We start from the raw sequence: 25330 nt of genomic DNA, 5'->3' as shown, positions 1-25330 counted from the left end.
CAAAACCCCTATCTGCTCGCGCAGGTAGGGGTTTTGTCTTTTTGGCGATTGCGTTTCTTCCCGGGCCTATCGACCGTCCAGCAGCGCGACAAGCGCACAGTATCTGCCAGCAGTCGACTAAATACCTTGATCTCACGTGACTCCCCCCAGCCCCCCTGCGTCAAGCTAGAAGCGGGACAAGACATTCCGCCTTCGTGCCCACCCGATGTGGGACACGCCCCTGGGCTTCACCACCGTCCGACCATGTGAGGTAAGTAGCAAGATGGCCAAGGCCGCCGATGTCGTTGTGCAATGCCTGGAAAACGAAGGTGTCGAGTATGTATTCGGCATTCCTGGCGAGGAGAACCTCGACCTGCTGGAATCCCTGCGCAAGTCGAAGATCAAGCTGGTACTGACCCGTCACGAACAGTCTGCAGGTTTCATGGCCGCCACCTATGGCCGTCTCACCGGCAAGACCGGCGTCAGCCTGTCCACCCTCGGCCCTGGTGCCACCAACCTGGTCACTGCCAGCGCCTACGCCTATTTGGGCGGCATGCCGATGATGATGATCACCGGCCAGAAGCCGATCAAGAAGTCCAAGCAGGGTCGCTTCCAGATCATCGATGTGTGCGGTATGATGGATCCCATCACCAAGTACACCCACCAGTTCGCCTCGGCCGACAACATTCCTGCGCGCATGCGCGAAGCCTTCCGTCTGGCCGAAGAAGAGAAGCCCGGTGCCGTGCATCTGGAACTGCCCGAGGACATCGCTGCCGAGCAGACCGACTCCCTGCCGATCCCGCCCAGCCTGCACCGCCGCCCGCTGGCCGAGAACAAGGCCGTGGAAGCTGCTGTGGAGAAGCTCAAGCATGCGCGCAGCCCGATCCTGGTAATCGGTGCCGGAGCCAACCGCAAGATGACCGCCAAGGTCCTCAAGCAACTGATCGACAAGACCGGCATCCCCTTCATCACCACGCAGATGGGCAAGGGTGTGGTCGACGAGCGTCATCCGCGCTTCCTCGGCAACGCTGCCTTGTCCTCGGGCGACTTCGTGCACCGCGCCGTGGAAGCGGCCGATCTGATCGTCAACATCGGCCATGACGTCATCGAAAAACCGCCCTTTTTCATGGTGCGCGGCGGTACGGAGGTCATCCACATCAACTTCCGCTCCGCCGAAGTGGACGCCGTCTATTTCCCGCAGATCGAAGTGATTGGTGATATCGCCAACGCCGTCTGGCAGATCGGTGAAGCGCTGGAAGATACCTCGCATTGGGATTTCACTCGCCTGATGACGATCCGCGAAGCTAACGAGGCGCAGATCGTCGAAGGCGCAGACGACGACCGTTTCCCGGTCTACCCCCAGCGCATGGTCGCCGATATCCGCCGCGTGCTGCCTTCCGAGGGTATCGTTGCTCTGGACAACGGCATCTACAAGATCTGGTTCGCCCGCAACTACAAGGCCCACAAGCCCAACACCGTGCTGCTGGACAACGCCTTGGCCACCATGGGCGCGGGCCTGCCATCGGCCATGGCCGCGCACCTGGTCTACCCGGAGCGTCCGGTGATCTCGGTCTGCGGCGATGGCGGTTTCATGATGAACAGCCAGGAGCTCGAGACTGCCGTACGCCTGGGCATGCACATCACCGTGGTGATTCTGCGTGACGATGGCTACGGCATGATCCGCTGGAAGCAGGCCAACATGGGCTTCACCGATTTCGGCCTGGACTACGGCAACCCGGACTTCGTCAAGTACGCCGAAGCCTACGGTGCCAATGGACACCGTGTGGAAAGCGCCGAGGCACTGCTGCCACTGCTCGAGCACTGCATCAAAACCCCGGGTGTGCATGTGATCGACTGCCCGGTCGACTACAGCGAGAACGATCGCATCCTCAACAGCGAACTGCGTGAGCGCGCATTGGCTGTCTGATGCCGTGACCAGCGCCGCTTGCATTGCCTAGGGTGATGCAAGCGGGCCGCTGCAACTGGTTTTCCACGTCCAGGGCTTCTGACCTGGCCACCCACCGGTCGATACCCGCCCTTCAGGCTTTTCAGACAGAGCCTCGTAACGTCCTTCCTTCGCCAAGCCTGTGCTAGGGTGCACCTCTCCCTATCCAGGACTGCCCCATGCTGCCCACTCTGAGCGAAAAAGAACTCGATCGTCTCGAAGACCTGCTGATCACCTATGGCAACGACTACTCGGTGATCAACCTCGCTGAACTCAACGGCTTTTTCACCGCCCTTGCCAGCTCGCCGGTCAAGGTCACCCCCGAGCACTGGCTTCCGGCCGTCGCCGGTGGCAAGGTGCCCAAGTTCAAGAAGCCTGCCCACGAAGAAGCCTATACTGCACTGATGCTGCGCTATGCCAGTCAGATCGCCGATGAGCTGGCCGATGATCTCGACCAGTTCCAGCCCCTGCTGGAGGAAAGCGAGACCGACGAGGGCACCGTAGTCGTGCTTGAGGAATGGTGCTTCGGCTACATGCGCGGCACCCAAGTGGCCGAATGGCCGGTGCTACCGCCTCAGTGCGACGCTCAGCTCAAGGCCATCTCCCTGCACGGGCTCGAAGACAACTATGAATTGCTCGACGCAATGAGCGCGGCGGACCGTGAAGCCTGCGTACCGCAATTGATCGAGGCCGTACGTGTGCTGTATCGCTATCATCACCAGCCCACGCAGTGATGCAGCAGTGCTGGCTTGGATGATCATTTCTCCAGGCGAAACGGTTGATTGCCTGACGCGGGCATTCTCGCATTGGACATTCGGGCGCAGGATCAGTCCTGCGCGCCATCGCTGATACCCTGGAGAAACGCCATGCCTGCGGCCCCGATCAAGCTTTATGACTTCGTCACTTCCGGCCATGCTCACCGTGTCAAACTCATGCTTTCACTGCTGGACCTGCCGACCGAAATCGTCGCCGTGGACCTGGCACAGGGCGAACACAAGCAGCCCGCCTTTCTGGCGATGAATCCTTTCGGGCAAGTGCCCGTCATCGACGACAACGGTAAGGTGATAGCGGACTCCAACGCGATTCTGGTGTACCTCGCCACCACCTACGGCGACGGTCGCTGGCTGCCGCAGGATCCCTACGGCCAGGCACAGGTGCAACGATGGTTGACGGTGGCGGCCGGACCGTTGGCGTTCGGCCCGGCCGCAGCACGGCTGATCACCGTCTTCGGCTACGCGTTCGATGCCGATGAGGTCATCACCCGCGCGCACAACCTGCTCAAGGTGATGGATGGCGAACTGGCCAATCGGGCCTTCCTGGCGGGTGATAAGCCGACCATCGCCGATGTCGCTAATTATTCCTACACGGCGCACGCGCCCGAAGGTAATGTCTCACTCCAGGCGTACACCCATGTACGAGCCTGGCTGGCCCGTATCGAAGCGCTGCCGGGCTTCGTGGGGATGCCACGTACCGTTGCGGGCTTGCAGGCCCAGCCCTGAGCGACGTCCTCTGACCTGCGCTGCCGAGAGCGACCATGGACCCGTTCCATTTGATGAAAGTGTTCGTCGCTGTCGGCGAGCTCGAAGGCTTTGCCGCTGCGGCACGTCGCCTGGGCATCTCGCCGGCTGCGGTGACACGCGCGGTCAGTGCGCTGGAGACGCGTCTGGGAGTCAAGCTGGTGCAGCGCACTACCCGCAGCGTGCGCGTCACCGAAGCTGGCCGGCGCTATCTGGACGACAGTCGCGCCATTCTGGCGAGCCTCGTGGAGGCTGACGAGGCGGCTGCCGGCGTCAACGCCTCGCTCAAGGGCACGCTCAGCATCACCGCGCCTGTATTGTTCGGCCGGACGTACGTCATGCCGTGTATCGTCGACTTTCTCCAGGCGCACCCCGAGGTAGACGTCTGCGCCTTCTTTCTCGACCGCCTGGTGAATGTGGTGGAGGAGGGGATGGACGTAGCCGTGCGCATCGGCCATCTGCCCGACTCCGGGCTGCGCGCCTTGCGTGTAGGACAGGTGCGACGGGTGCTCTGCGCCTCGCCGGGGTATCTGGCGCAGCATGGCACACCGCGGCGGCCAGCCGACCTCGCCAGTCATGTCCTGATCGCCAGCAGTAGCGCAGGCTCAGGTGCTGTCTGGCGTTTCAGCGAGTCTGGCGAGCCTGTGGCACTGCGTATAAAGCCTCGCCTGTCGGTGACCAGCAACGACGGCGCCATCGCCGCGGCATGCGCGGGGCTGGGCATTGCCCAACAAATGTCCTACCAGGTTGCAGACCAGATCGCACAGGGCGCGTTGACGGTGGTGCTGGAGGCGTTCGAGGAGTCACCTTGGCCTATCCATGTCCTGCACCGGGAGAGCAGGCATGGCTCGGTCAAGGTGCGCACCTTCATCGATCATCTGGCGGCTCACCTGCGCTGCCACCGTTATCTGAATTGAGTGCTCCCGGGTAATCTGAACCAATGAGCCTGCCCAGCTGCCTGTGAAAGGTGAGGTCATCACCTCGTTCATCCACGGCAACCTGGAGGCACCATGCGCAACCTGGCCATCAGCCAGATCACCACCGCTCCGTTGACCCTGCAAGAGGACATCGACCTCTGCCTGCGCCTGGGCGCGGGCCTTGAGATCGCGGAGAAGAAGCTGTCGCTCGATCCCGGCGAAGCCGATGAGCAATTGGCGTTCATCCAGGGTAGCGGCGTGCGGGTGACGTCCATCCAGCCCCGAACCCTGACGATCTTTCCTTCTGCGTCCGACCCCGAACCGGCGGCGCCCGAAGCTCGCCTGGACGCGTTGATGGCGTCGGTCAGCCGTTTCAGCCGCTACTGGCCGGGCGTGCCCCTGGTCACCAATACCGGCGCAGCAGGCGGTGACGAGGCCAAGGTGTGGGACGGCTGCGTCGAGCACTATGGTGCGCTGGCTCGTCATGCCCAGGCTCAGGGCATGCTGATTGCGCTGGAGGCGTTGGGTCCGTCGTTGATGAATCGCAACTCGGTGCTGTTCTCCTATTCCCAGGCCCATGAAATGGCCGAGCAGGTGCACCATCCAAGCTTCGGTGTATGCCTTGACCTGTACAACAGCTGGCAGGACGCTGGGCTGCTCGAGAGCATCTGCGCCCAAGGGCTGTTTCTGGTGCAACTGGCCGACTGGCGCCGCCCGCGTTCCCTGCATGACCGCCGCGCCCTGGGTCAGGGCCGCCTGCCGTTCGGCCCACTACTGGAGAAGCTCAGCACCTGCGGTTACCACGGCAATTATGTGCTGGAGATTTTTTCCGAGGACGTGGACGACTCGTTGTGGGCGGACAAGGCCACCCTGGTGCAGGCTGTCGAAGCCAGCGCCGGTATCTTCGGTGCATTGCGCGCCGGTAGGCAGAATGCGTAGGCTAGGTCCCCGGTAATGTTGACCTATAGCGAACCCACACGATGATCCTGCGCACACTCCGTAAAAGCCTGGGCCTGCTCGCCCTGCCGCTCCTGGCCGCCTGCAGCGGCCAGCAGACCGAGCGTACCGTGGTGTACGAGAACACGGTCCATCACTGGCGAATCGAGCACGTGGTCCAGCACAACTTCCCGGCTGGTACGCACCAGTATTACCAGGTCTTCCTCAACGACCGGCCGCTGGTGCTACCGGCCAAGACATTCAACGACCAGCGCAACATCGAGGTGTTCCTGGCCGCGGGCGGTTTCGACATCGGTCACTGGCGCAACCAGTCCATCATCGTGACGTTCGAGAACATCCAGACGCGTGACAAGGGAGACGTCCGCCTCATTCGCTCGATAATGATCACGCCTGATCGCAACGAGCACCAGGTCATTCTGACGGATCTGCAGACGCAGCAGCAGGTGATGGTGGAGCGGGTCGAGGCGGCGGCGACATAGCCCTGAAACTCTACCAAGCCACTCGATGCCAATCATCGGGCACAAAAAAGCCACCTTTCGGTGGCTTCCTCATCAGTCCCAGCTCAACGCCCCGCCAGTCTGATACTCGATCACTCGCGTCTCGAAGAAGTTCTTCTCTTTCTTCAAGTCCATGATCTCGCTCATCCACGGGAACGGGTTGGTGGTGCCCGGGTATTCTTCCTTCAGACCGATCTGGGTCAGGCGACGGTTGGCGATGAACTTGAGGTAATCCTCCATCATGGCCGCGTTCATGCCCAGTACGCCGCGAGGCATGGTGTCGCGGGCGTATTCGATCTCCAGCTGGGTCCCTTGCAGGATCATCTGGGTCGCTTCTTCCTTCATCGCCGCGTCCCACAGGTGCGGGTTCTCGATCTTGATCTGGTTGATCACGTCGATGCCGAAGTTCAGGTGCATCGACTCGTCGCGCAGGATGTACTGGAACTGCTCGGCGACGCCAGTCATCTTGTTGCGACGGCCCATGGACAGGATCTGCGTGAAGCCGCAATAGAAGAAGATGCCTTCCAGTACGCAGTAGTAGGCGATCAGGTTGCGCAGCAGTTCCTTGTCGGTCTCCACGGTGCCGGTGTTGAACTCGGGATCGGAGATGGCGCGCGTGTACTTCAGGCCCCAGGCGGCTTTCTTCGCGACCGACGGGATCTCGTGGTACATGTTGAAGATCTCGCCTTCATCCATGCCCAGCGATTCGATGCAGTACTGGTAGGCGTGGGTGTGGATCGCTTCTTCGAAGGCCTGGCGCAGGATGTACTGGCGGCACTCGGGGTTGGTGATAAGGCGGTACACGGCCAGGGCCAGGTTGTTGGCGACCAGCGAGTCGGCGGTGGAGAAGAAGCCGAGGTTGCGCATGACGATGCGGCGCTCGTCTTCGGTCAGGCCATCCATGCTCTTCCACAGGGCGATGTCGGCGGTCATGTTGACCTCTTGCGGCATCCAGTGGTTGGCGCAGCCGTCGAGGTACTTCTGCCAGGCCCAGTCGTACTTGAAGGGCACGAGCTGGTTGAGGTCGGCGCGGCAGTTGATCATGCGCTTCTCGTCGACCGCGACGCGGGCCGAGGAGCCCTCCAGCTCGGCCAGGCCTTCGGCGATGTCGAGGGCGTCGAGGGCGGCCTTGGCGCGCTTGACCGCATCGGAGTCGGCAGCAGTGGCGGCACGGGCTTCCAGGGCGGCGGCACCGCCGGCGCTGTCGAGTTTATCGAGGGCGGCGCTGGCGTTGGCCTGTGCGGTGGTGTTGCCTTTGGCGGCGACTTCGCCGTCGTCTTCTTTGTCGAATTCGTCCCAGCTCAGCATGATGAGATTCTCCTGCTCGAGGGCCATGGGTGGAGTATGGCCGGTGGATCTTGGTTGCGCTGCTTGGGCCCCGGGTGGGGTACTGCCGTGCACGCAAATCTGGAGTGCCGATGAGGCTGACCGAGGCGAATGCCTCGGCTTTCTTTTATAGGGCTGTAGAGCGGTGATGAGCTCGCCTACAGGACTGTGCCGTGGCACAGAAGGTTGAGGCTTCCCGGGGGAAGCCTCAGTGGCACCTTACTGGCAGGCTTCGCAGTCTGGCTCGTCAATGGCGCAGGCCTTGGGCACAGGTGCCGGACCGGCGGCCTGGACCGGGGCGCTGTCGCCACCGCTGGAAACGGCGTTGAGCTTGCCGGTGTTGATGGTCGACTTCTCGGTGCTGGTCGCGGCCAGGGCACGGAGGTAGTAGGTGGTCTTCAGGCCACGGTACCAGGCCATGCGGTAGGTCACGTCCAGCTTCTTGCCCGAAGCGCCGGCGATGTACAGGTTCAGCGACTGAGCCTGGTCGATCCACTTCTGGCGACGCGAGGCGGCGTCGACGATCCACTTGGTGTCCACTTCGAACGCGGTGGCGTACAGGTCCTTCAGTTCCTGGGGGATCCGCTCGATCTGCTGCACCGAACCGTCGTAGTACTTCAGGTCGTTGATCATCACCGAGTCCCACAGGTCGCGAGCCTTCAGGTCGCGGACCAGGTACGGGTTGATGACGGTAAACTCGCCCGACAGGTTCGATTTGACGTACAGGTTCTGGTAGGTCGGTTCGATCGACTGCGACACGCCGGTGATGTTGGCGATGGTCGCGGTCGGCGCGATGGCCATGATGTTCGAGTTGCGAATGCCCTTCTTGACGCGCTCGCGCACCGGTGCCCAGTCCAACGACTCTTCCAGGTTGACGTCGATGTACTTGGCGCCACGGGCCTCGATCAGGATCTGTTGCGAATCCAGCGGCAGGATGCCCTTGGACCACAGCGAACCGTCGAAGGTCTGGTAGGCGCCACGCTCGTCGGCCAGATCGCACGAGGCCTGGATGGCATAGAAGCTGACCGCTTCCATGGACTTGTCGGCGAACTCGACGGCAGCGTCCGAGCCATAGGGGATGTGCTGCAGGTACAGCGCGTCCTGGAAGCCCATGATGCCCAGGCCGACCGGGCGGTGCTTGAAGTTCGAGTTCTGCGCCTGGGGCACCGAGTAGTAGTTGATGTCGATGACGTTGTCGAGCATGCGCACGGCAGTCTTGACGGTGCGCGCCAGCTTGGCGGTATCCAGCTTGCCGTCGGTGATGTGGTTAGGCAGGTTGATCGAACCCAGGTTGCACACGGCGATTTCATCGGCGTTGGTGTTCAGGGTGATCTCGGTGCACAGGTTCGAGCTGTGCACCACGCCCACGTGCTGCTGCGGCGAGCGCAGGTTGCACGGGTCCTTGAAGGTCAGCCACGGGTGGCCGGTCTCGAACAGCATCGACAGCATCTTGCGCCACAGGTCTTTGGCCTGGACGGTCTTGAACACCTTGATCTTGTTGTATTCGGTCAGGGCTTCGTAGTACTCGTAGCGCTCTTCGAAGGCCTTGCCGGTCAGATCGTGCAGGTCGGGCACTTCCGAGGGCGAGAACAGCGTCCACTTGCCGTCGTCGAACACACGCTTCATGAACAGGTCCGGAATCCAGTTGGCGGTGTTCATGTCGTGGGTACGGCGACGGTCGTCACCGGTGTTCTTGCGCAGCTCGAGGAATTCCTCGATGTCCAGGTGCCAGGTTTCCAGGTAGGCGCAGACCGCGCCCTTGCGCTTGCCGCCCTGGTTGACCGCCACGGCGGTGTCGTTGACCACCTTGAGGAACGGCACGACGCCCTGGGACTTGCCGTTGGTGCCCTTGATGTACGAGCCCAGGGCGCGTACCGGAGTCCAGTCGTTGCCCAGGCCGCCGGCGAATTTGGACAGCATGGCGTTGTCGTGGATGGCCTTGTAGATGCCCGACAGGTCGTCCGGAACGGTGGTCAGGTAGCAGCTGGAGAGCTGCGGACGCAGGGTGCCGGCGTTGAACAGGGTCGGGGTCGAGGCCATGTAGTCGAAGGACGACAACAGGTTGTAGAACTCGATCGCGCGGGCTTCGCGGTCTTTCTCCTGGAGTGCCAGGCCCATGGCCACACGCATGAAGAACACCTGCGGCAGCTCGAAACGTACGCCATCCTTGTGGATGAAGTAGCGGTCGTAGAGGGTCTGCAGGCCCAGGTAGGTGAACTGCTGGTCGCGCTCGTGATCGATGGCCTTGCCCAGGCGCTCCAGGTCGTAGCCCTTGAGGGCCGAGTCCAGCAGCTCGAACTCCACGCCTTTTTCGACGTAGGCCGGCAGGGCCTTGGCGTACAGCTCGGCCATTTCATGGTGGGTGGCGCTCTCGGCCACGCCCAGGAAGCCCAGGCCTTCGGCACGCAGGGTGTCCATCAGCAGGCGGGCGGTGACGAACGAGTAGTTCGGCTCGCGCTCGACCAGGGTGCGGGCGGTCATCACCAGCGCGGTGTTGACGTCCTTGAGGGCTACGCCGTCGTAGAGGTTCTTCAGGGTCTCGCGCTGGATCAGGTCGCCGTCGACTTCGGCCAGGCCTTCGCAGGCTTCGCTGATGATGGTGTTCAGGCGCGCCATGTCCAGGGGCGCCAGGCTGCCATCGGCCAGGGTGATGCGGATGCTCGGGTGCGGCTCGACCACGCTGTCGGTGTTCACGCGGGTGGCGCGCTCCTTGGCGCGTTGCTCGCGATAGATCACGTAGTCGCGGGCGACCTTCTGCTCACCGGCGCGCATCAGGGCCAGTTCGACCTGGTCCTGGATTTCTTCGATGTGGATGGTGCCACCCGACGGCATGCGACGCTTGAACGTGGCGCTGACCTGCTCGGTCAGGCGCGCGACGGTGTCGTGGATACGCGACGAAGCGGCAGCGGTGCCGCCCTCGACTGCGAGGAACGCCTTGGTGATGGCGACGGTGATCTTGTCGTCGGTGTAGGGAACGACGGTACCGTTACGCTTGATCACGCGCAGTTGGCCCGGAGCGGTCGCAGCCAGATCCTGCTTGGAATCGGCGGTCTGCGGTGCTGCGGCCTGCGAGTTCTCGCGAGTCGTGTCGGTGTGCATGGGTGGGTGTCTCCACAGTTTCTATAGTGTTCGGGCGTCTTGTGGACGCCCACCGTTCCATCCATCGGTGGGCAGGCCCGGGGGCGAACGGCACGCACAGGTGCGTTCGCCCACTCGGGATTGCCGACTTCGGGACAGACTCAGGAATTGGGACGATGGCTCGCCGCTCCCTGGCCGAAGTCAAAGATCCTGGGTTCGCCCAGGAACTGTTGCTGTCAGGTGCCAGGCGATGCCTGTGTCACCCATACCCGAACAAGGCCATGGTGGCTTGCCTCGGTCGCGCCTGTGCAGGAGCGGTTTGGCTGCTGAAATCACTGGAAGTTCCGGCAGAAAAATCGCTTGAGTTTCGGCGTGGACTTGTGTTTGTGATTCTGGGTGGATCCACAATATGTAGTGGTTCTCCGCGCTGGGGATACAAGATAATGCGGTATCGGGGTGTTTGCAAGGCGAGCAGCTGTGGATATCTTGTGGGTACTTTGTGAGTGAAATTGGGTGGTTCGCTGTAGCCCTTGTCGCTACAGGCGCGGACCTGTTTTCACCCCTGATCAGGGCTCGAAGCGCAGGCGCCGAGCGGTTGGCAGTTCGACAGGCTGAACGTAGTATCCGAGATGCGCTGTGCGCGCCGGGGCGATGCCCGACGGGCGCCCGTACACGTGCCGCAAGCGAATATCCCTGATCAAAAGGTGAAGGCGATGGACCTGCTCCGCCCCCGCATCCTCATCGTCGAGGACGATCCACGCCTGGCCGACCTTACCGCGGAGTATCTGCACAGCAACGGTTTCGAGGTGGCCGTGGAGCGCGACGGTGCGCGGGCGGCCCGACGCATTCTGGACAGCCAGCCAGACCTGGTGGTGCTCGACCTGATGCTGCCGGGCGAAGATGGCCTGAGTATCTGTCGTCGTGTGCGAGGTGGGTTCGCCAAGCCCATTCTGATGCTCACGGCCCGCACCGACGAGCTCGATCAGGTCCAGGGGCTGGACCTCGGCGCTGACGACTATGTCTGCAAGCCTGTGCGCCCGCGTCTGCTGCTGGCGCGCATTCATGCCCTGCTGCGCCGTGGCGAGGCGGGCGCGGTGAAGGCCGATGAACTGAGCTTCGGCGCCTTGCGTGTCGACCACCGTCTGCGCGAGGCCTGGCTCGACGGGCGACCGATCGAGCTGACGGGGGCTGAATTCGACCTGCTATGGCTGCTGGCCAGCAATGCCGGGCAGGTCTTGTCGCGCGAGCAGATTTCAACCGCCCTGCGCGGCGTCGGTCACGATGGTCAGGACAGGTCCATCGATATCCGCATTTCCAAGATCCGGCCGAAGATCGGCGATGATCCGCTGCATCCGCGCCTGATCAAGACCCTGCGCAGCAAAGGCTACCTGTTCGTCGGCGATGTCGCGCCATGAACTCGATTTTCCTGCGTATCTACGGCGGTATGCTGGGGGTGCTGGTGCTGGTCGCGGTGCTGGGCGTGCTGAGCCTGCAGGTGGTCAACCAGGTGCGCGCCAGCCAGTACCGCGAGGGCCTGGCCCAAGGCACCTTCAGCCTGATGGCGGATAACCTGGCGTTGCAGAGCGAGATCGAGCGCAAGCGCGCGCTGCTGATCTGGACGCGCCTGCTCGGCGTGCCGTTGCAGTTGCTGCCGTTGTCCGCGCAGCCACTCGATGCGGGCCAGCGCAGCCGCCTGTCACAGGGGCGGGTGGTGGTGGAAAAGACCGGCGCCCACGCCGCCAGGGTGCTGCGCCAGGTCGGCCAGGAGGATTGGCTGCTGGTGGCGCAGGTCAAGCAGATCAGCGAGCAACTGGCGCGCGCCACGTTGTACCTGTTGGCCGATGAGCTGGTGCGCTACCCGGTGACCGAGCAACCGCAGCGCCTGGCGCAACTGCACCAGAGCAAGGGTTTCGCGTTCGCGGTGGCCTTGCAGCGGATCGAGCGTGCAGGGCTGGACGACGATCAGCGTCGACGCGTGGAGGAGGGCGATACCGTCATGGCCCTTGACCGCGAAGGCGACGCGATTCGCGTGTTCGCCGGCTTGCCGGGCTCGCCCTGGGTGCTGGAGATCGGTCCGCTGCATCAGTTCGACCCGTATCCGCCTGCGTTGCTGATCGCCATTGCGCTGGTGGGGCTGTGTCTGATCGGGCTGGTGGTCTATCTGCTGGTGCGTCAGCTGGAGCGGCGTATCTGCGGGCTGGAGCTGGCCGCCTCGCGCATCGCCCAGGGTAGCCTGCAGACCCGGGTACCGGACGGCGACGCCGACTCGGTGGGGCGACTGGCCGCAGCGTTCAATGGCATGGCCGAACACCTGCAGCGCTCGCTGGGCATGCAGCGTGAACTGGTTCGCGCGGTGTCCCATGAGCTGCGCACGCCAGTGGCGCGCCTGCGCTTCGGCCTGGAGATGCTGGAAGCGGCGAACACCGAACAGGGGCGGGCCAAGCATCTGCAAGGCATGGACAGCGACATCCAGGACCTGGACGAGCTGGTCGACGAAATGCTCACCTACGCCCGGCTGGAACAGGGCGCACCGGCGCTGCACTTCCAGCAGGTGGATGTGCAGCGGCTGGTCGAGCGGATCATCGCCGAACTGGCACCGTTGCGCGCCGATATCCGCGTCACCCGTGTCAGCGACCTGGACGGCGAGTCGGCACCGGTGCAGGTGGAGGCCGAGCCCCGCTACCTGCACCGTGCCTTGCAGAATCTGGTGAGCAACGCGCTGCGCCATGCACGATCCGAGGTTCGCCTGAGCGTGCAGTGCGATGCCAGGATGTGTCGGATCGCTGTGGAGGATGACGGGCCGGGTATTCCCGAGGGTTACTGGGAGCGCATTTTCATCCCCTTCACCCGCCTGGACGACAGCCGTACCCGCGCCTCGGGCGGGCATGGTCTGGGCTTGTCCATCGTGCGCCGGATCATTCACTGGCACGGCGGGCGTGCACTGGTGGGGCGCAGCGAGACGCTGGGCGGCGCCTGTTTCAGCCTCACCTGGCCGAGAAACCAGGCGCCCCGGTAGCCCTCACACGCTGACCAGGCTCAGCAGGTGCCCGTCCTGCAGGCAGAACTGGCCCTGCAACTCGCGGCCCTGATGCCACTGCGCCGACAGGTCGGTGAGCAGGCGCAGGCGAGCATGGCCCTCGGGGCTCCAGCTCAGCACCTCGGCATGCTCGAAATAGAAGCGCGTGAGGGTCAGCGGATACAAGGCCTTGAACAGGCTCTCCTTCAGCGAGAAGGTCAGTGTGACGCCCAGCCCGAGCTGCGAGCGATCCAGGCGTTCGAGTTCCGCCGGCGTCAGGATTTGCTCGGCCAGCCGCTCGGCGCGCTCATCCTCGAGCAGGCATTCCTGATCCAGGCCGATGCCTTGACACGCCGTGTCGTGGGCCACCACGGCTGCCGCCCAGCCCTGGCTGTGGGTGATGGAGCCGCGGATGTCGGCGGGCCAGAGGGGCGAGCGGTCGGCTTGCGTGTCCGGGATGTAGTCCCGGCCATCCAGCCTGAGCAAGGCCGCGCGCGCGCAGACGCGGCCAGCCAGGTATTCGGCCTGGCGCTTGGCCACCGAGCGGTGCAGGCTGGCGCTCTGCGCCACACCCGCGCGCTGGAAATCATCGGCGGCCAGGTTGCCGGGATCGAAGGCGCAACTGACCAGCACCGCGCCGGGGACCGGTTGGGGCAGTGGCCAGTGGTGCTGCAGCGCCGTGCAGCAGGCAGGTAGTCTGTTCATGGCGGTCATTGTGCCAGTTTCGTCGACGCTGAGCAGGCTGGCGCCGCGATCGCCTATTTGAACGCCTGCTTGAAGAAGGTCTGCATGTCCTGCCACGAGCGTTGGTCGGCGGCCTTGTCGTAGCCGATGTCGGGGCCGCCATGTTCGCCATGGCCGAGGCGATCGGCGTCGGGATTGGTGAAGCCATGCTTGGCTCCGGGAAGGCTGACGAAGGTCATGTCTGCCCCGGCGGCGGTCATTTCTTGCTTGAACGCCTCGACCTGCTGGGGCGTGACCATGCTGTCGGCCTCGCCATGCTCGACCAGGATCCTGGCCCTGACCTGACCCGGCTGGGCGGGGGTCTGGGTGACCAGCGCGCCATGGAAACTCACCACACCATCGAGCTTCTCGCCGCGCCGGGCGGCATCGAGCACCACCTTGCCGCCGAAGCAGTAACCCACCGCACCCAGTTCGTGCTTGTTGGTGTTGGGCTGCAACTTGAGCAGCGCCAACCCGGCGTCGAAGCGTCGCGCGGCGGCGGCCGGGTCCTTGAGGGCGGCGGCCATGAATGCCTGGGCATCCTGGGGATGCTCGGTGTGCTTGCCGTCACCGTACATGTCGATGGCCAGGGCGTTGTAGCCCAGCGCCGCGAGATCGCGGGCGCGGCGTTTGGCGTAGTCGTTCAGCCCCCACCATTCATGCACCACGACGATACCCGGGCGTTTGCCGCTCACCGCGTCGTCATAGGCGTAGTAGCCGACCAACGGGGTGCCATCGGCATCCTGATAGCGGATTTCACGGGTCTGTACCGCCGCCTGAGCGAAGGCGGCGCTGCACATCAGTGCCAGGGCAAGCAGGAAACGCATGATGGATCTCCAGGGCGAAGGCTGTCCGAGTCCGGTTCGTTCAGCGCAGGTTCAGTCGGGGTTCAGGGGGCGTTCAGGCCGGCCTGCTTACTCTAGCCCTCACACCCACACAGCGCACCTCACTGGAGAAACAAAGCATGAAAGCACTCAATACCTTGATGGTCGCCATGGCAGTCTGCGCCACCGGCTTCGCCGCTACGTCCCAGGCTGACGACACTTTCGCCAGCATCACCTACGGGCAAACCAGCGACAAGATCCGCAAGTCCGGCCTGCTGCAACGCAATACTGGCCACCTCAATACCGACGGCGTGATCCACAAGAACGGCACCTGGGGCGTACGGGTCGGACAGATGAACGACCAGGGTCGCTACTACGTCACCTACGACAACGTGTCCAACGACCACAGTGGCATCAAGGTGCGCCAGGAAAACCTGCTCGGCAGCTATGACCTGTTCCTGCCCGTGACCGATACCACCAAGCTGTTCGGCGGCGCCAGCCTGGGCATGACCAAGATGACCCAGACATCCTCCGGTTACAGCCGCGACAGCAACTATGGCTATGCAGCGGGCCTGCAGGCTGGTGTGATCCAGGAGATCACCAACAACGCCTCGGTCGAGCTGGGCTATCGCTACCTGCGCACCAACGCCTCCACCGAGCTGTCGCCGCACGGAGGCCCCAAGCTGGGCTCCCTGCGCTTGACCAGCAGCGCCCAGACCTACCTGGCCGCTACCTACAAATTCTGAAGTCACTGACGCGATGAGCCGGCCGGGCAATGCCTTGGCCGGTTCGCTGTTATGCTGTGGCGGTGCCGAGCACACTCAGGTGCGATGAGAGGGAGCGAGGAGAACGACATGAAGCTGCTGGTGGTCGAGGATGAAGCGCTGCTGCGTCACCACCTCTACACGCGCCTGGGCGAAACCGGGCACGTGGTCCAGGCGGTGGGCGATGCCGAGGAGGCGCTGTACCAGGCTGGGCAGTACCATCACGACCTGGCCGTGATCGATCTCGGGCTGCCGGGCATGAGCGGCCTCGACCTGATCCGCCAGTTGCGCAGCCAGGACAAGACTTTCCCCATTCTCATCCTGACTGCCCGTGGCAACTGGCAGGACAAGGTCGAAGGCCTGGCGGCCGGGGCCGACGACTATGTGGTCAAGCCCTTTCAGTTCGAGGAGCTGGAAGCGCGGCTCAATGCGCTGCTGCGTCGCTCCAGCGGCTTCACCCAGTCCACCATCGCCGCCGGGCCTCTGGTGCTGGATATCAACCGCAAGCAGGCGGTGCTCGAAGAGCAGCCCCTGGCGCTGACCGCCTTCGAATACCGCATCCTGGAATACCTCATGCGCCATCACCAGCAGGTGGTGTCCAAGGACCGCCTGATGGAACAGTTGTATCCCGATGACGACGAGCGCGATCCGAACGTCATCGAGGTGCTGGTCGGCCGGCTGCGGCGCAAGCTCGAGGGCGAGGACGGCTTCAAGCCGATCGATACCGTGCGGGGTCTGGGCTACCTGTTCACCGAGCGTTGCCGATGATCCGATCGCTGCGCGTGCGCCTGATGCTGGCCGCCGCGGTGTTGGCCCTGCTGTTCATGCTGGCGCTGCTGCCAGCCTTGCAGAAAGCCTTCAGCCTGGCCTTGCAGGAGTCGATCGAGCAGCGTCTGGCCTCGGATATCACCACGCTGATCTCCGCCGCCCGTGTCGAGCATGGGCATCTGCAGATGCCCGACCTGCTGCCGGACGAGCGCTACAACCTGCCGAGCCTGGGCCTGCTCGGTTACATCTTCGACCGTGAAGGCAATCTGGTCTGGCGCTCGCGCGCCACTACCGACCGGCATATCAACTACCAGCCGCGCTACGATGGCCATGGCAACGAGTTCGCGCGCATCCGCCAGGACAACGGCGAGGAGTTCTTCGTCTACGACGTGGAGGTCAAGTTGCTCGGCGGCCGAAGCGCGGCCTTCAGCATCGTCGCGTTGCAGCCGGTGCGTGAGTATCAACATACCCTCGACGGCCTGCGCGAGAAGCTCTACCTGGGCTTCGGCGCCGCGTTGCTGGCCTTGCTGGTGCTGCTCTGGGCCGGCCTGACCTGGGGTTTGCGTTCATTGCGCAGGCTCAGTCGTGAACTGGACGAGGTGGAAAGCGGTGCCCGCGAGGGGCTCAGCCGCGAGCATCCGCGCGAATTGCTGCGCCTGACAGGCTCGCTCAACCGCCTGTTGCACAGCGAGCGCGAGCAACGCCAGCGCTACCGTGATTCGCTGGACGATCTGGCACACAGTCTCAAGACGCCCCTCGCCGTGCTTCAGGGCGTGGGCGAGAGCATGGGCCGGGGCAGTGGCGAGCGCGAACAGGCGCGTGTGCTGCGAAGTCAGATCGAGCGCATGAGCCAGCAGATCGACTATCAGTTGCAGCGGGCCAGCCTGCGCAAGAGTGGGCTGGTGCGCCATAGCGTGCGACTGGCACCGGTGCTCGACAGGCTGTGCTCGACCCTGGACAAGGTCTACCGCGACAAGCGCGTGGCCGTCACCCTGGACGTGCCCGCGCAGGCACGAGTGCCGATCGAGGAAGGCGCCTTGCTCGAGCTGCTCGGCAACCTGCTGGAGAACGCCTACCGGCTGTGCCTGGGACAGATCCGGGTGAGCCTGCAGCAATTGCCGGGCGAGCTGGTGCTGTGCGTGGAGGACGATGGCCCGGGAGTGCCAGTCCATCAGCGCGAGCGTATCCTCCAGCGCGGCGAGCGATTGGACCGCCAGCACCCGGGGCAGGGCATAGGGCTGGCGGTGGTCAAGGACATCATCGACAGTTTCGAGGCTCGTCTGACCCTCGAGGATTCGCCGCTTGGGGGCGCAGCTTTCCGTATCGAGTTCCAAACGGAGTAATCGATACAAAGGGCGGAATCCCGCCATCTACCCTGTACGAATTTCGCCACTGGGCGGAAATCCGCCATCTCGCACCCATCGCGCGCCCTGTCCTTGGGCAGAAATACCCAGTAATCACGGGCCTTGCACCCATAACGGGCACTTTGGCATCAGCCTTGCTTTAGTGATCGGCAGAGACCTGTTCCGGCAGCTCTAACACAATGACAAATCCCTCCAGGTGCAGGAGGGTTCGCGCTTTAGGTGCCTCGCCCTGGGAAGGGTGAATGGGCACACTCGAGGAAACCCACGCCATGACGAAACGTCAGCCGCTGTACAAGTCCCTGTATTTCCAGGTGATCGTCGCCATCACCATCGGTATTCTGCTCGGCCACTTCTACCCTGAAACCGGCGTCGCCCTGAAACCCCTGGGTGACGGCTTCGTCAAGCTGATCAAGATGGTCATCGCGCCCATCATCTTCTGTACGGTGGTCAGCGGCATCGCCGGCATGCAGAGCATGAAGTCGGTCGGCAAGACTGGCGGCTACGCTCTGCTGTACTTCGAAGTCGTCTCCACCATCGCCCTGATCATCGGCCTGATCGTGGTCAACGTGGTGCAACCGGGCGCCGGCATGCACGTCGACGTCAGCACTCTGAACGCCAGCAGCGTTGCAGCCTATGCTACGGCTGGTGCCCAGCAGACCACCGTGGGCTTCCTGCTCAACGTGATTCCGGCCACCGTGGTCGGTGCCTTCGCCAACGGCGATATCCTGCAAGTGCTGATGTTCTCGGTGCTGTTCGGCTTCGCCCTGCACCGTCTGGGCAGCTACGGCAAGCCGCTGCTGGAGATGATCGATCGCTTCGCCCATGTCATGTTCAACATCATCAACATGATCATGAAGCTGGCACCGGTCGGCGCCTTCGGTGCGATGGCCTTCACCATCGGTCAGTACGGCGTGGGTTCGCTGGTGCAGCTGGGCTACCTGATGGTCTGCTTCTACATCACCTGCCTGCTGTTCGTGCTGGTGGTGCTGGGCGCCATCTGCCGTGCGCATGGCTTCAGCGTGCTCAAGCTGATCCGCTACATCCGTGAAGAACTGCTGATCGTACTGGGCACGTCCTCCTCGGAGTCGGCTCTGCCACGCATGCTGACCAAGATGGAGCGCCTGGGCGCGAAGAAATCGGTCGTCGGCCTGGTGATCCCGACCGGCTACTCGTTCAACCTGGACGGTACTTCGATCTACTTGACCATGGCTGCGGTGTTCATCGCCCAGGCCACCGACACCACCATGGACATCACTCACCAGATCACCCTGCTGCTGGTGCTGCTGGTCGCCTCCAAAGGTGCTGCCGGTGTGACCGGTTCAGGCTTCATCGTCCTGGCCGCCACCCTGTCGGCGGTCGGCCATCTGCCGGTGGCTGGCCTGGCGCTGATCCTGGGGATCGACCGCTTCATGTCCGAAGCCCGCGCCCTGACCAACCTGGTCGGTAACGCGGTGGCTACCGTAGTGGTGGCCAAGTGGGTGAAGGAGTTGGACACCGACAAGCTGCAATCGGAGTTGGCCTCCGGTGGCTCGCCGCTGGTCGAGACCCGTCCGACCGACGACCTGGGTGTGGCCGAAGGTCCGGCAACCCGCTGAGAGCCTTGATGGCACCCTGAAAAAGGCGACCTGCGGGTCGCCTTTTTCGTGCCTGGGAAACCGGCTCACTCCACCCGGGTTTCGCCGGTATACAGCAGCGTCTGCCGACAGCGCTTGCACAGGTAGCGTCGGCCCTGGAGCACCAGTTTGTGCCGCTGTGCGGTGAACGCGAATTCGCCCTGCGGGCATGGGCAGCGGTACAGGTAGCGGGTGGCGGTGCGGCGCTGGACGGCGTAGTTGTGGCAGCGATTGGGCGGCAGCTCGTAGACGCCGCGCATGATCAGTTGCCATTCCTCGCCGTGGGCCTGGATACGGTCGCCGAACAAGTGGTGGGCGATCAGGTGGGCGACTTCGTGGGCCACGGTCTGGCGCAGGAAGTCTTCCTGGTTCTCGCGGTACAGTTGCAGGTTGAAGCGCAGCAGGTTCTCGTGCAGGTGAGCGACGCCCGCTTTCTGGCCGCGCAGCTTGAAGCTGATCTCCGGGCGTGGGAAGAGGCGTTTGAAAAAGGTTTCGGCATGCTGGTAACAGGTTTCGACGCGTTGCTTGAGCAGCTCGGGCATGGCGGGGCAAGTCTCCTGGCCGATCATTATGCCGCAAGCCGGCGGGACCTGCCGAGCCGCCTGTCACCCTCGGCTACGGGCCCTTGATCAGAATGCCCTACGCGCGGACCCGGTTTGCAGGTAAAATAGTCGGCTTTTGTCACACCTCGCGGATTCAAGCGCTATGGGCACCCTCTCGGTCAATCAGAACAAACTGCAAAAACGCCTGCGCCGCCTGGCCGGCGAAGCCATCACCGACTACAACATGATCGAAGATGGCGACAAGGTCATGGTCTGCCTGTCTGGTGGCAAGGACAGCTATACCATGCTCGATGTTCTGCTGCACCTGCAGAAGGTGGCACCGATCTCCTTCGAGATCGTCGCGGTGAACATGGACCAGAAGCAGCCGGGTTTCCCCGAGCACGTGCTGCCGGCCTACCTGAAGACGCTCGGCGTGGAGTACCACATCGTCGAGAAGGACACCTACTCGGTGGTCAAGGAACTGATTCCCGAGGGCAAGACCACCTGTTCGCTGTGCTCGCGCCTGCGCCGTGGCACGCTGTACACCTTCGCCGACGAGATCGGCGCGACCAAGATGGCCTTGGGGCACCACCGCGACGACATCGTCGAGACCTTCTTCCTCAACATGTTCTTCAATGGCGCGCTCAAGGGTATGCCGCCCAAGCTGCGTGCCGACGATGGACGCAACGTGGTGATCCGGCCGCTGGCCTATTGCAGCGAGAAGGACATCCAGGCGTATTCGGACATGAAGGAATTTCCGATCATTCCGTGCAACCTGTGTGGCTCTCAGGAGAACCTGCAGCGTCAGGTGGTCAAGGACATGCTGGTGGAGTGGGAGCGCAAGCACCCCGGGCGTACCGACAGCATCTTCCGTGCCCTGCAGAACGTCGCGCCGTCGCAACTGGCCGACCGCAACCTGTTCGATTTCACCGGCCTGAAGATCGACGAGAGCGCCACGCCGCGTTTTCTCGACGTGCTGAACGTCTGAGCCCATGCGCGATTACCAATGGCTGCATGAGTTCTGCCTCAATCGCTTCGGCTCGGCCAAGGCGCTCGAGGCCTTCCTGCCGCAACCGCGCACGGCAGCGCAGTTGCGCGCCATGCCGGACGACCGCTACTTGTCCACCCTGGCCCTGCGGGTGTTCCGCGCGGGGCTCAAGCACAGCCTGGTGGATGCCAAATGGCCGGCGTTCGAGCAGGTGTTCTTCGGCTTCGATCCGGAGAAGGTCGTGCTGATGAGTGCCGAACATCTGGAGCGCCTGATGCAGGACACGCGCATCATCCGTCATCTGGGCAAGCTCAAGAGCGTGCCGCGCAATGCGCAGATGGTCCTCGACCTGGCCAAGGTACATGGCAGTTTCGGTGCCTTCATCGCCGACTGGCCAGAGACCGACATCGTCGGCCTGTGGAAATACCTGGCCAAGCATGGCAACCAGCTCGGCGGGCTGTCGGCACCGCGGTTCCTGCGCATGGTCGGCAAGGATACCTTCGTGCCGACCGAGGACATGGCGGCTGCGCTGATCGCCCAGAAGGTGATCGACAAGGCGCCCACCAGCCAGCGTGATCTGGCACGGGTGCAGGACGTGTTCAACCAGTGGCACCAGCAGAGCGGCCGGCCGCTGTGCCAACTGTCGGTGATGCTCGCCCATACGGTCAATCACTGAGTACGCGAGCTGCCTGGCAGCCCGCCTCGCGCTCAGGCTTCGCCGGCCTGGCGGCGTTCGAACTGAAAGCGCCAGCGCACGTACAGCAAGGCGCTGACGAACAGGCCCAGGCTGATCGCCACCTCGCTCCAGCCCAATAGCACCCTGGCCGGGTCGAACGCGGCCAGCACACCCTTGATGAAATAGATGTTCACCACGAAGCAGGCCCAGGCGTGAGCCCGGGCGCTGCCCATCAGCAGGCCGGGCAGCAGCAACGACAGGGGCAGCAGTTCGATGGCCAGGATCACTGCTACCCGCGCGCCGTGCAGGTCGGCGAACCACAGGTCGTTGACCAGCAACAGGGCGATGAGGCCGAAGAAGCAGGCCAGGGCCAGGGCGCGGGTCAAGCGCAACCGAGGGGCCAGCCACTCCAGGCTCGGTAGCACCTTGGCCGCTCTAGCCACGCGAGCCACCCAAGGCCTTGGCGGTGTTTGCCAGGCGCTGGCCCAGGGCGCGGCACAGGGCGATTTCGTGCGCGTCCAGGGCACGCTTGCCATCGGCCCCGGCATGATGACTGGCGCCATACGGCGTGCCGCCACCCTGGGTTTCCAGCAGCGCCGATTCGCTGTAGGGCAGGCCGGTGATCAGCATGCCGTGGTGCAGCAATGGCAGCAGCATGGACAGCAGGGTGGTTTCCTGGCCGCCGTGCAGACTGGCGGTGGAGGTGAACACCGCCGCAGGCTTGCCGACCAGTTCGCCGCCCAGCCACAGGCTGCTGGTGCCATCGATGAAGTACTTGAGCGGTGCGGCCATGTTGCCGAAGCGCGTCGGGCTACCCATGGCCAGGCCTGCGCAATGGCGCAGGTCGTCCAGGGTGGCGTAGAGCGCGCCGTTGGCCGGAATGTCCGGCGCCACGGCTTCGCACTCCGTGGAGATCGCCGGCACGGTGCGCAGGCGCGCCTCCAGGCCCGCCATCTCCACCCCACGGGCAATGTGCCGGGCCATTTCGCTGGTGGCGCCGTGACGGCTGTAGTACAGAATCAGGATGTAGGGCTCGCTCATGGCAGGATCTCCAGCACACGCTCCGGTGGACGGCCGATCACCGCTTGGTCGCCGGCCACGAGGATCGGTCGCTCGATCAGTTTCGGGTGGTCGACCATGGCCTCGATCAGTTGGGCATCGCCGAGGGTCTCATCGGCAAGGTTCAGGGCCTTGTACTCGTCCTCGCCGCTGCGCAGCAGCTGGCGAGCACCGATGCCGAGCTTGGCGAGCAGGCTGCGCAAGGTGGCGGCGTCGGGTGGGGTTTCCAGGTAACGCACCACGGTCGGCGTCAGGCCGCGCGCCTCCAGCAGTTCCAGGGCGCCGCGGGATTTGGAGCAGCGTGGGTTGTGGTAGAGAGTCAATTCGGGCATGACGGGTCGCATCCAGCTGGGTGTGGCGGCTATTCTACCCGCTGCGTACGACATTTCATGCTTTAAACTTCGAGAAGGATTGACCCATGGCAAGGCGTTTGGCAGCTGCACTGGCCATCACCGCGAGCCTGCTGCTCGGCGGCTGCGGTGCGGACTACGGCGTGGACCAGCACGGCAACACGGTGAAGGCCGAGCAGATCGACGGGCACTGGCTGGTGCTCAATTACTGGGCCGAATGGTGTGGACCGTGCCGCACGGAAGTCCCCGAGCTGAACACGGCGGCCAAACAGTGGCAGGCCGAAGGCATCCGTGTGCTAGGGGTGAACTTCGATGGGCTGCAGGGCGATGACCTCAAGCAGGCCGCTCAGGCCCTGGGCATCGACTTCACCGTGCTGGCGCAGGATCCGGCCGAGCGCTACGACCTGCCACGCAGTGAAGCCCTGCCTGTGACCTACATCATCGACGACAAGGGCAAGGTCCGTGAGCAGTTGCTCGGCGAGCAGACCCGCGAGGGTCTGCAAGCGAAGATCAAGGCCCTGAAAAGCGGCGCTTGAGCCGCCAGTGCGGCTCAGTCTTCTTCGGGCCACAGGCGCAGGGGCTTGCCCTGCGCCGGCCAGAACCGTAGTTGCTCGGTGGCCGACACGTCCCAGCGCTGCACGCCTTGCAAGGCTTTGAGAAAACGTGTTTCCTGTTCCATCAAGGCCGGCGCGCAGCCTTTGCGGGTGCTGCCGATCTGGTCGAATGCCAGGTGTTCGCCGTCCAGCGTGTAGCGGCCGAACCAGTGGTTGCAGCCGGCATTGCCATAGGCGCGACCGTCGCTGGCCAGGGTCAGGGTGAGATGGCTGTTGTCGATCAGCGGTCGCTCGCCGATCCATTCCAGCATATAGCTGCGTTCCTGCTGCAGCTTCGACGGCTCGGCAGCGCAGCCCGACAGACCGCCCAGCACGGCGGCGCAGGTCAGCAGATATTTCACTGGGCCTCCGTCTGGCAGCGGCGGCACAGATGGCGTTCGCCTTCGCTGCGCCAGCCGAGCTCGGTGATACGAGCGTTGGCGGCCGGCTGCCGGGCTTTCTTGCCGAGCTTGGCGTCGACCGCGAACTCGAAGTCGAGCACCGCATCGCACTGATCGCACGTGACCTGCCAGGTGAGGATTTCCAGCTCGTTGAACACCGGTCCGCTGGCCACGGCCACCCACTGGCCGCGGGGGTTGATCAGGTGGCGCACGCTTTCGACGGTCAAGCGCATGGACAGGTCCTTGCTGCCCTTGAGGGTGACCAGCAGGGCGTCGCCCTTGTGCATCGAGCCACCGTTGCCGGTCACCTGGTAGCGCCCGGGTACCAGGGCGCGGCATTCGATCAAGGTGTGTTGCGGGTTGAAAAGGGTGTAGCGGAAATCGTGTTCGACCATGGGTCCTCCAGAAATGCCGCTTATCCTACCCCGTGACGATGTTGCGCGCATCGGCTGCTGCCCAGTGGCGCACATTGTCCAGCGTGGTGGTGGCGATCGCCGCCAGGGCCTCCTGGGTGAGGAAGGCCTGGTGGGCCGTGACGATGACGTTAGGGAAGGTCAGCAGCCGCGCCAGCACGTCGTCCTGCAGCAGCTGATCGGAACGGTCCTCGAAGAACAACTGGGCCTCTTCTTCGTAGACGTCCAGGCCGAGATAGCCAAGCCGACCGCTCTTGAGCGCATCGATCAGCGCAGGGGTGTCCACCAGCGCGCCGCGACCGGTATTGATCAGCATGGCGCCGGGTTGCAGGGTGGCCAGGCTGCGGGCGTCGATCAGGTGGCGGGTGGCCTCGGTCAGCGGGCAGTGCAAGCTGATGATCCGTGATTGGCCGAGCAGCTCCGGCAACGGCAGGTAGCGCCCGCCCAGGGCGAGCAGCTCGGGGTTCGGCGTGGGATCGTAGGCCAGCAGCTGGCAGCCGAAGCCGGCCATGATCCGTGCGAACGCCACGCCGATCTGTCCGGTGCCGACCACGCCGACGGTCTTGCCGTGCAGGTCGAAACCGGTCAGGCCGTGCAAGGTGAAATCCCCGTCGCGGGTGCGATTGTAGGCGCGGTGCAGGCGGCGATTGAGTGCCATGATCAGCGCCACGGCATGCTCGGCCACGGCATGGGGCGAGTAGGCCGGCACCCGCACGACGGTCAGCCCCAGGCGTGCAGCCGCCGCCAGGTCGACATGGTTGTAGCCCGCCGAGCGCAAGGCGATCAGGCGCGTGCCGGCACTGGCCAGGCAGGTCAGCACGGCGGCGTCCAGCTCGTCGTTGATGAACGCGCAGACCACCTCGAAGCCCTGGGCCAGGGGCGCGGTATCCAGGGTCAGGCGGGCAGGCTGGAAGTGCAGCTCCAGAGCGCTGCCGACGGCGGCCTGGGTGAAGCTCTCCTGGTCGTAGTGCTGGCTGCTGAACAACAGAACGCGCATGGCGAGGACTCCTTCGGTGAGCA

26 protein-coding genes are annotated in these 25330 nt (G+C 63.9%); 15 read left to right on the top strand and 11 right to left on the bottom strand.

The window, feature by feature from the left end; translation table 11 throughout:
- The first annotated feature begins 262 nt into the window (after positions 1-262).
- From IAE34_RS17390 to IAE34_RS17365, 6 genes are all read left to right on the top strand, one after another.
- Positions 263-1906, top strand: coding sequence for an acetolactate synthase large subunit (locus IAE34_RS17390; RefSeq protein WP_200140204.1), 1644 nt, complete (start codon positions 263-265; stop codon positions 1904-1906).
- A 197-nt stretch (positions 1907-2103) separates the two neighbouring features.
- Positions 2104-2658 carry a UPF0149 family protein gene (locus IAE34_RS17385; RefSeq protein ID WP_200140203.1) on the top strand — a complete coding sequence of 185 codons (555 nt, stop codon included), beginning with the start codon at positions 2104-2106 and terminating at the stop codon, positions 2656-2658.
- Between the two features lie 132 nt (positions 2659-2790).
- Positions 2791-3423 carry a glutathione S-transferase family protein gene (locus IAE34_RS17380; protein ID WP_200140202.1) on the top strand — a complete coding sequence of 211 codons (633 nt, stop codon included), beginning with the start codon at positions 2791-2793 and terminating at the stop codon, positions 3421-3423.
- A 35-nt stretch (positions 3424-3458) separates the two neighbouring features.
- Complete coding sequence (locus tag IAE34_RS17375) at positions 3459-4358, top strand: LysR family transcriptional regulator (protein WP_200140201.1); 900 nt, start codon at positions 3459-3461, stop codon at positions 4356-4358.
- A gap of 93 nt (positions 4359-4451) precedes the next feature.
- On the top strand, positions 4452-5297 hold the full coding sequence (locus IAE34_RS17370) for a sugar phosphate isomerase/epimerase family protein (RefSeq protein WP_200140200.1): 846 nt from the start codon (positions 4452-4454) through the stop codon (positions 5295-5297).
- Positions 5298-5338: 41 nt separating this feature from the next.
- On the top strand, positions 5339-5794 hold the full coding sequence (locus tag IAE34_RS17365) for a hypothetical protein (protein ID WP_200140199.1): 456 nt from the start codon (positions 5339-5341) through the stop codon (positions 5792-5794).
- Positions 5795-5866: 72 nt separating this feature from the next.
- Here IAE34_RS17365 and IAE34_RS17360 read toward each other — a convergent pair whose 3' ends face one another.
- Together IAE34_RS17360 and IAE34_RS17355 are read right to left on the bottom strand one after the other, a co-directional pair.
- Positions 5867-7120 (bottom strand): ribonucleotide-diphosphate reductase subunit beta, encoded by a 1254-nt coding sequence (locus IAE34_RS17360; RefSeq protein WP_200140198.1) that lies wholly within the window; start codon positions 7118-7120, stop codon positions 5867-5869.
- A 237-nt stretch (positions 7121-7357) separates the two neighbouring features.
- Entirely contained in the window at positions 7358-10237 is a 2880-nt protein-coding gene (locus IAE34_RS17355) for a ribonucleoside-diphosphate reductase subunit alpha (protein WP_200140197.1), read from the bottom strand.
- A 692-nt stretch (positions 10238-10929) separates the two neighbouring features.
- Between IAE34_RS17355 and IAE34_RS17350 the strand changes: the two genes are divergently transcribed.
- Positions 10930-11631 (top strand): response regulator transcription factor, encoded by a 702-nt coding sequence (locus IAE34_RS17350; RefSeq protein ID WP_200140196.1) that lies wholly within the window; start codon positions 10930-10932, stop codon positions 11629-11631.
- On the top strand, positions 11628-13232 hold the full coding sequence (locus IAE34_RS17345) for an ATP-binding protein (protein WP_200140195.1): 1605 nt from the start codon (positions 11628-11630) through the stop codon (positions 13230-13232). Before IAE34_RS17350 ends, IAE34_RS17345 begins: the two co-directional genes overlap by 4 nt.
- A 3-nt stretch (positions 13233-13235) precedes the next feature.
- Here IAE34_RS17345 and IAE34_RS17340 read toward each other — a convergent pair whose 3' ends face one another.
- Entirely contained in the window at positions 13236-13937 is a 702-nt protein-coding gene (locus tag IAE34_RS17340; protein ID WP_200140194.1) for a 4'-phosphopantetheinyl transferase family protein, read from the bottom strand.
- A gap of 53 nt (positions 13938-13990) precedes the next feature.
- Positions 13991-14782, bottom strand: a complete 792-nt coding sequence (locus IAE34_RS17335) for a dienelactone hydrolase family protein (RefSeq protein WP_200140193.1) — start codon at positions 14780-14782, stop codon at positions 13991-13993.
- A 137-nt stretch (positions 14783-14919) separates the two neighbouring features.
- On the opposite strand from IAE34_RS17335, the gene IAE34_RS17330 reads away from it, so the two are divergent.
- The 4 genes from IAE34_RS17330 to IAE34_RS17315 all read left to right on the top strand — a co-directional run bounded on the left by IAE34_RS17330 (position 14920) and on the right by IAE34_RS17315 (position 19270).
- Entirely contained in the window at positions 14920-15525 is a 606-nt protein-coding gene (locus IAE34_RS17330) for an outer membrane protein (protein ID WP_200140192.1), read from the top strand.
- A gap of 108 nt (positions 15526-15633) precedes the next feature.
- Positions 15634-16311: a response regulator gene (locus IAE34_RS17325; protein WP_200140191.1), complete on the top strand. Its 678-nt coding sequence runs from the start codon at positions 15634-15636 to the stop codon at positions 16309-16311.
- Complete coding sequence (locus tag IAE34_RS17320) at positions 16308-17654, top strand: ATP-binding protein (RefSeq protein WP_200140190.1); 1347 nt, start codon at positions 16308-16310, stop codon at positions 17652-17654. The genes IAE34_RS17325 and IAE34_RS17320 overlap by 4 nt, the downstream gene beginning before the upstream one ends.
- A gap of 290 nt (positions 17655-17944) precedes the next feature.
- Positions 17945-19270, top strand: coding sequence for a dicarboxylate/amino acid:cation symporter (locus tag IAE34_RS17315; protein WP_200140189.1), 1326 nt, complete (start codon positions 17945-17947; stop codon positions 19268-19270).
- A 65-nt stretch (positions 19271-19335) separates the two neighbouring features.
- On the opposite strand, the gene IAE34_RS17310 is transcribed toward IAE34_RS17315, so the two are convergent.
- Positions 19336-19830, bottom strand: coding sequence for a SprT family zinc-dependent metalloprotease (locus tag IAE34_RS17310; RefSeq protein WP_200140188.1), 495 nt, complete (start codon positions 19828-19830; stop codon positions 19336-19338).
- 163 nt (positions 19831-19993) lie between these two features.
- Here IAE34_RS17310 and ttcA point away from each other — a divergent pair, with 163 nt between their 5' ends.
- Positions 19994-20818, top strand: coding sequence for a tRNA 2-thiocytidine(32) synthetase TtcA (gene ttcA / locus IAE34_RS17305; protein WP_200140187.1), 825 nt, complete (start codon positions 19994-19996; stop codon positions 20816-20818).
- Positions 20819-20822: 4 nt separating this feature from the next.
- Complete coding sequence (locus IAE34_RS17300; RefSeq protein ID WP_200140186.1) at positions 20823-21494, top strand: DNA-3-methyladenine glycosylase I; 672 nt, start codon at positions 20823-20825, stop codon at positions 21492-21494.
- 32 nt (positions 21495-21526) lie between these two features.
- On the opposite strand, the gene IAE34_RS17295 is transcribed toward IAE34_RS17300, so the two are convergent.
- The 3 genes from IAE34_RS17295 to arsC are packed head-to-tail and all read right to left on the bottom strand — an operon-like array spanning position 21527 to position 22885.
- Entirely contained in the window at positions 21527-21937 is a 411-nt protein-coding gene (locus IAE34_RS17295) for a DUF2069 domain-containing protein (protein ID WP_200140185.1), read from the bottom strand.
- Positions 21930-22535, bottom strand: a complete 606-nt coding sequence (gene wrbA, locus IAE34_RS17290; protein ID WP_200140184.1) for an NAD(P)H:quinone oxidoreductase — start codon at positions 22533-22535, stop codon at positions 21930-21932. The genes IAE34_RS17295 and wrbA overlap by 8 nt, the downstream gene beginning before the upstream one ends.
- On the bottom strand, positions 22532-22885 hold the full coding sequence (gene arsC / locus IAE34_RS17285; protein WP_200140183.1) for an arsenate reductase (glutaredoxin): 354 nt from the start codon (positions 22883-22885) through the stop codon (positions 22532-22534). Before arsC ends, wrbA begins: the two co-directional genes overlap by 4 nt.
- Positions 22886-22971: 86 nt before the next feature.
- Between arsC and IAE34_RS17280 the strand changes: the two genes are divergently transcribed.
- Positions 22972-23439 carry a TlpA disulfide reductase family protein gene (locus IAE34_RS17280; protein ID WP_200140182.1) on the top strand — a complete coding sequence of 156 codons (468 nt, stop codon included), beginning with the start codon at positions 22972-22974 and terminating at the stop codon, positions 23437-23439.
- Positions 23440-23453: 14 nt separating this feature from the next.
- Here IAE34_RS17280 and IAE34_RS17275 read toward each other — a convergent pair whose 3' ends face one another.
- From IAE34_RS17275 to IAE34_RS17265, 3 genes are read right to left on the bottom strand one after another with little or no spacing between them, the layout of a single operon-like run.
- Complete coding sequence (locus tag IAE34_RS17275) at positions 23454-23858, bottom strand: META domain-containing protein (RefSeq protein WP_200140181.1); 405 nt, start codon at positions 23856-23858, stop codon at positions 23454-23456.
- Positions 23855-24292 carry a hypothetical protein gene (locus IAE34_RS17270; protein WP_200140180.1) on the bottom strand — a complete coding sequence of 146 codons (438 nt, stop codon included), beginning with the start codon at positions 24290-24292 and terminating at the stop codon, positions 23855-23857. The genes IAE34_RS17275 and IAE34_RS17270 overlap by 4 nt, the downstream gene beginning before the upstream one ends.
- A gap of 25 nt (positions 24293-24317) precedes the next feature.
- On the bottom strand, positions 24318-25307 hold the full coding sequence (locus IAE34_RS17265) for a 2-hydroxyacid dehydrogenase (protein WP_200140179.1): 990 nt from the start codon (positions 25305-25307) through the stop codon (positions 24318-24320).
- Positions 25308-25330: the final 23 nt, after the last annotated feature.

It is taken from the genome of Pseudomonas sp. S30 (assembly GCF_016518545.1).
Lineage (GTDB): Bacteria > Pseudomonadota > Gammaproteobacteria > Pseudomonadales > Pseudomonadaceae > Aquipseudomonas.
Note: the sequence above shows the minus strand (reverse complement) of the source record. Positions and strands in the feature narration are given on the sequence as shown.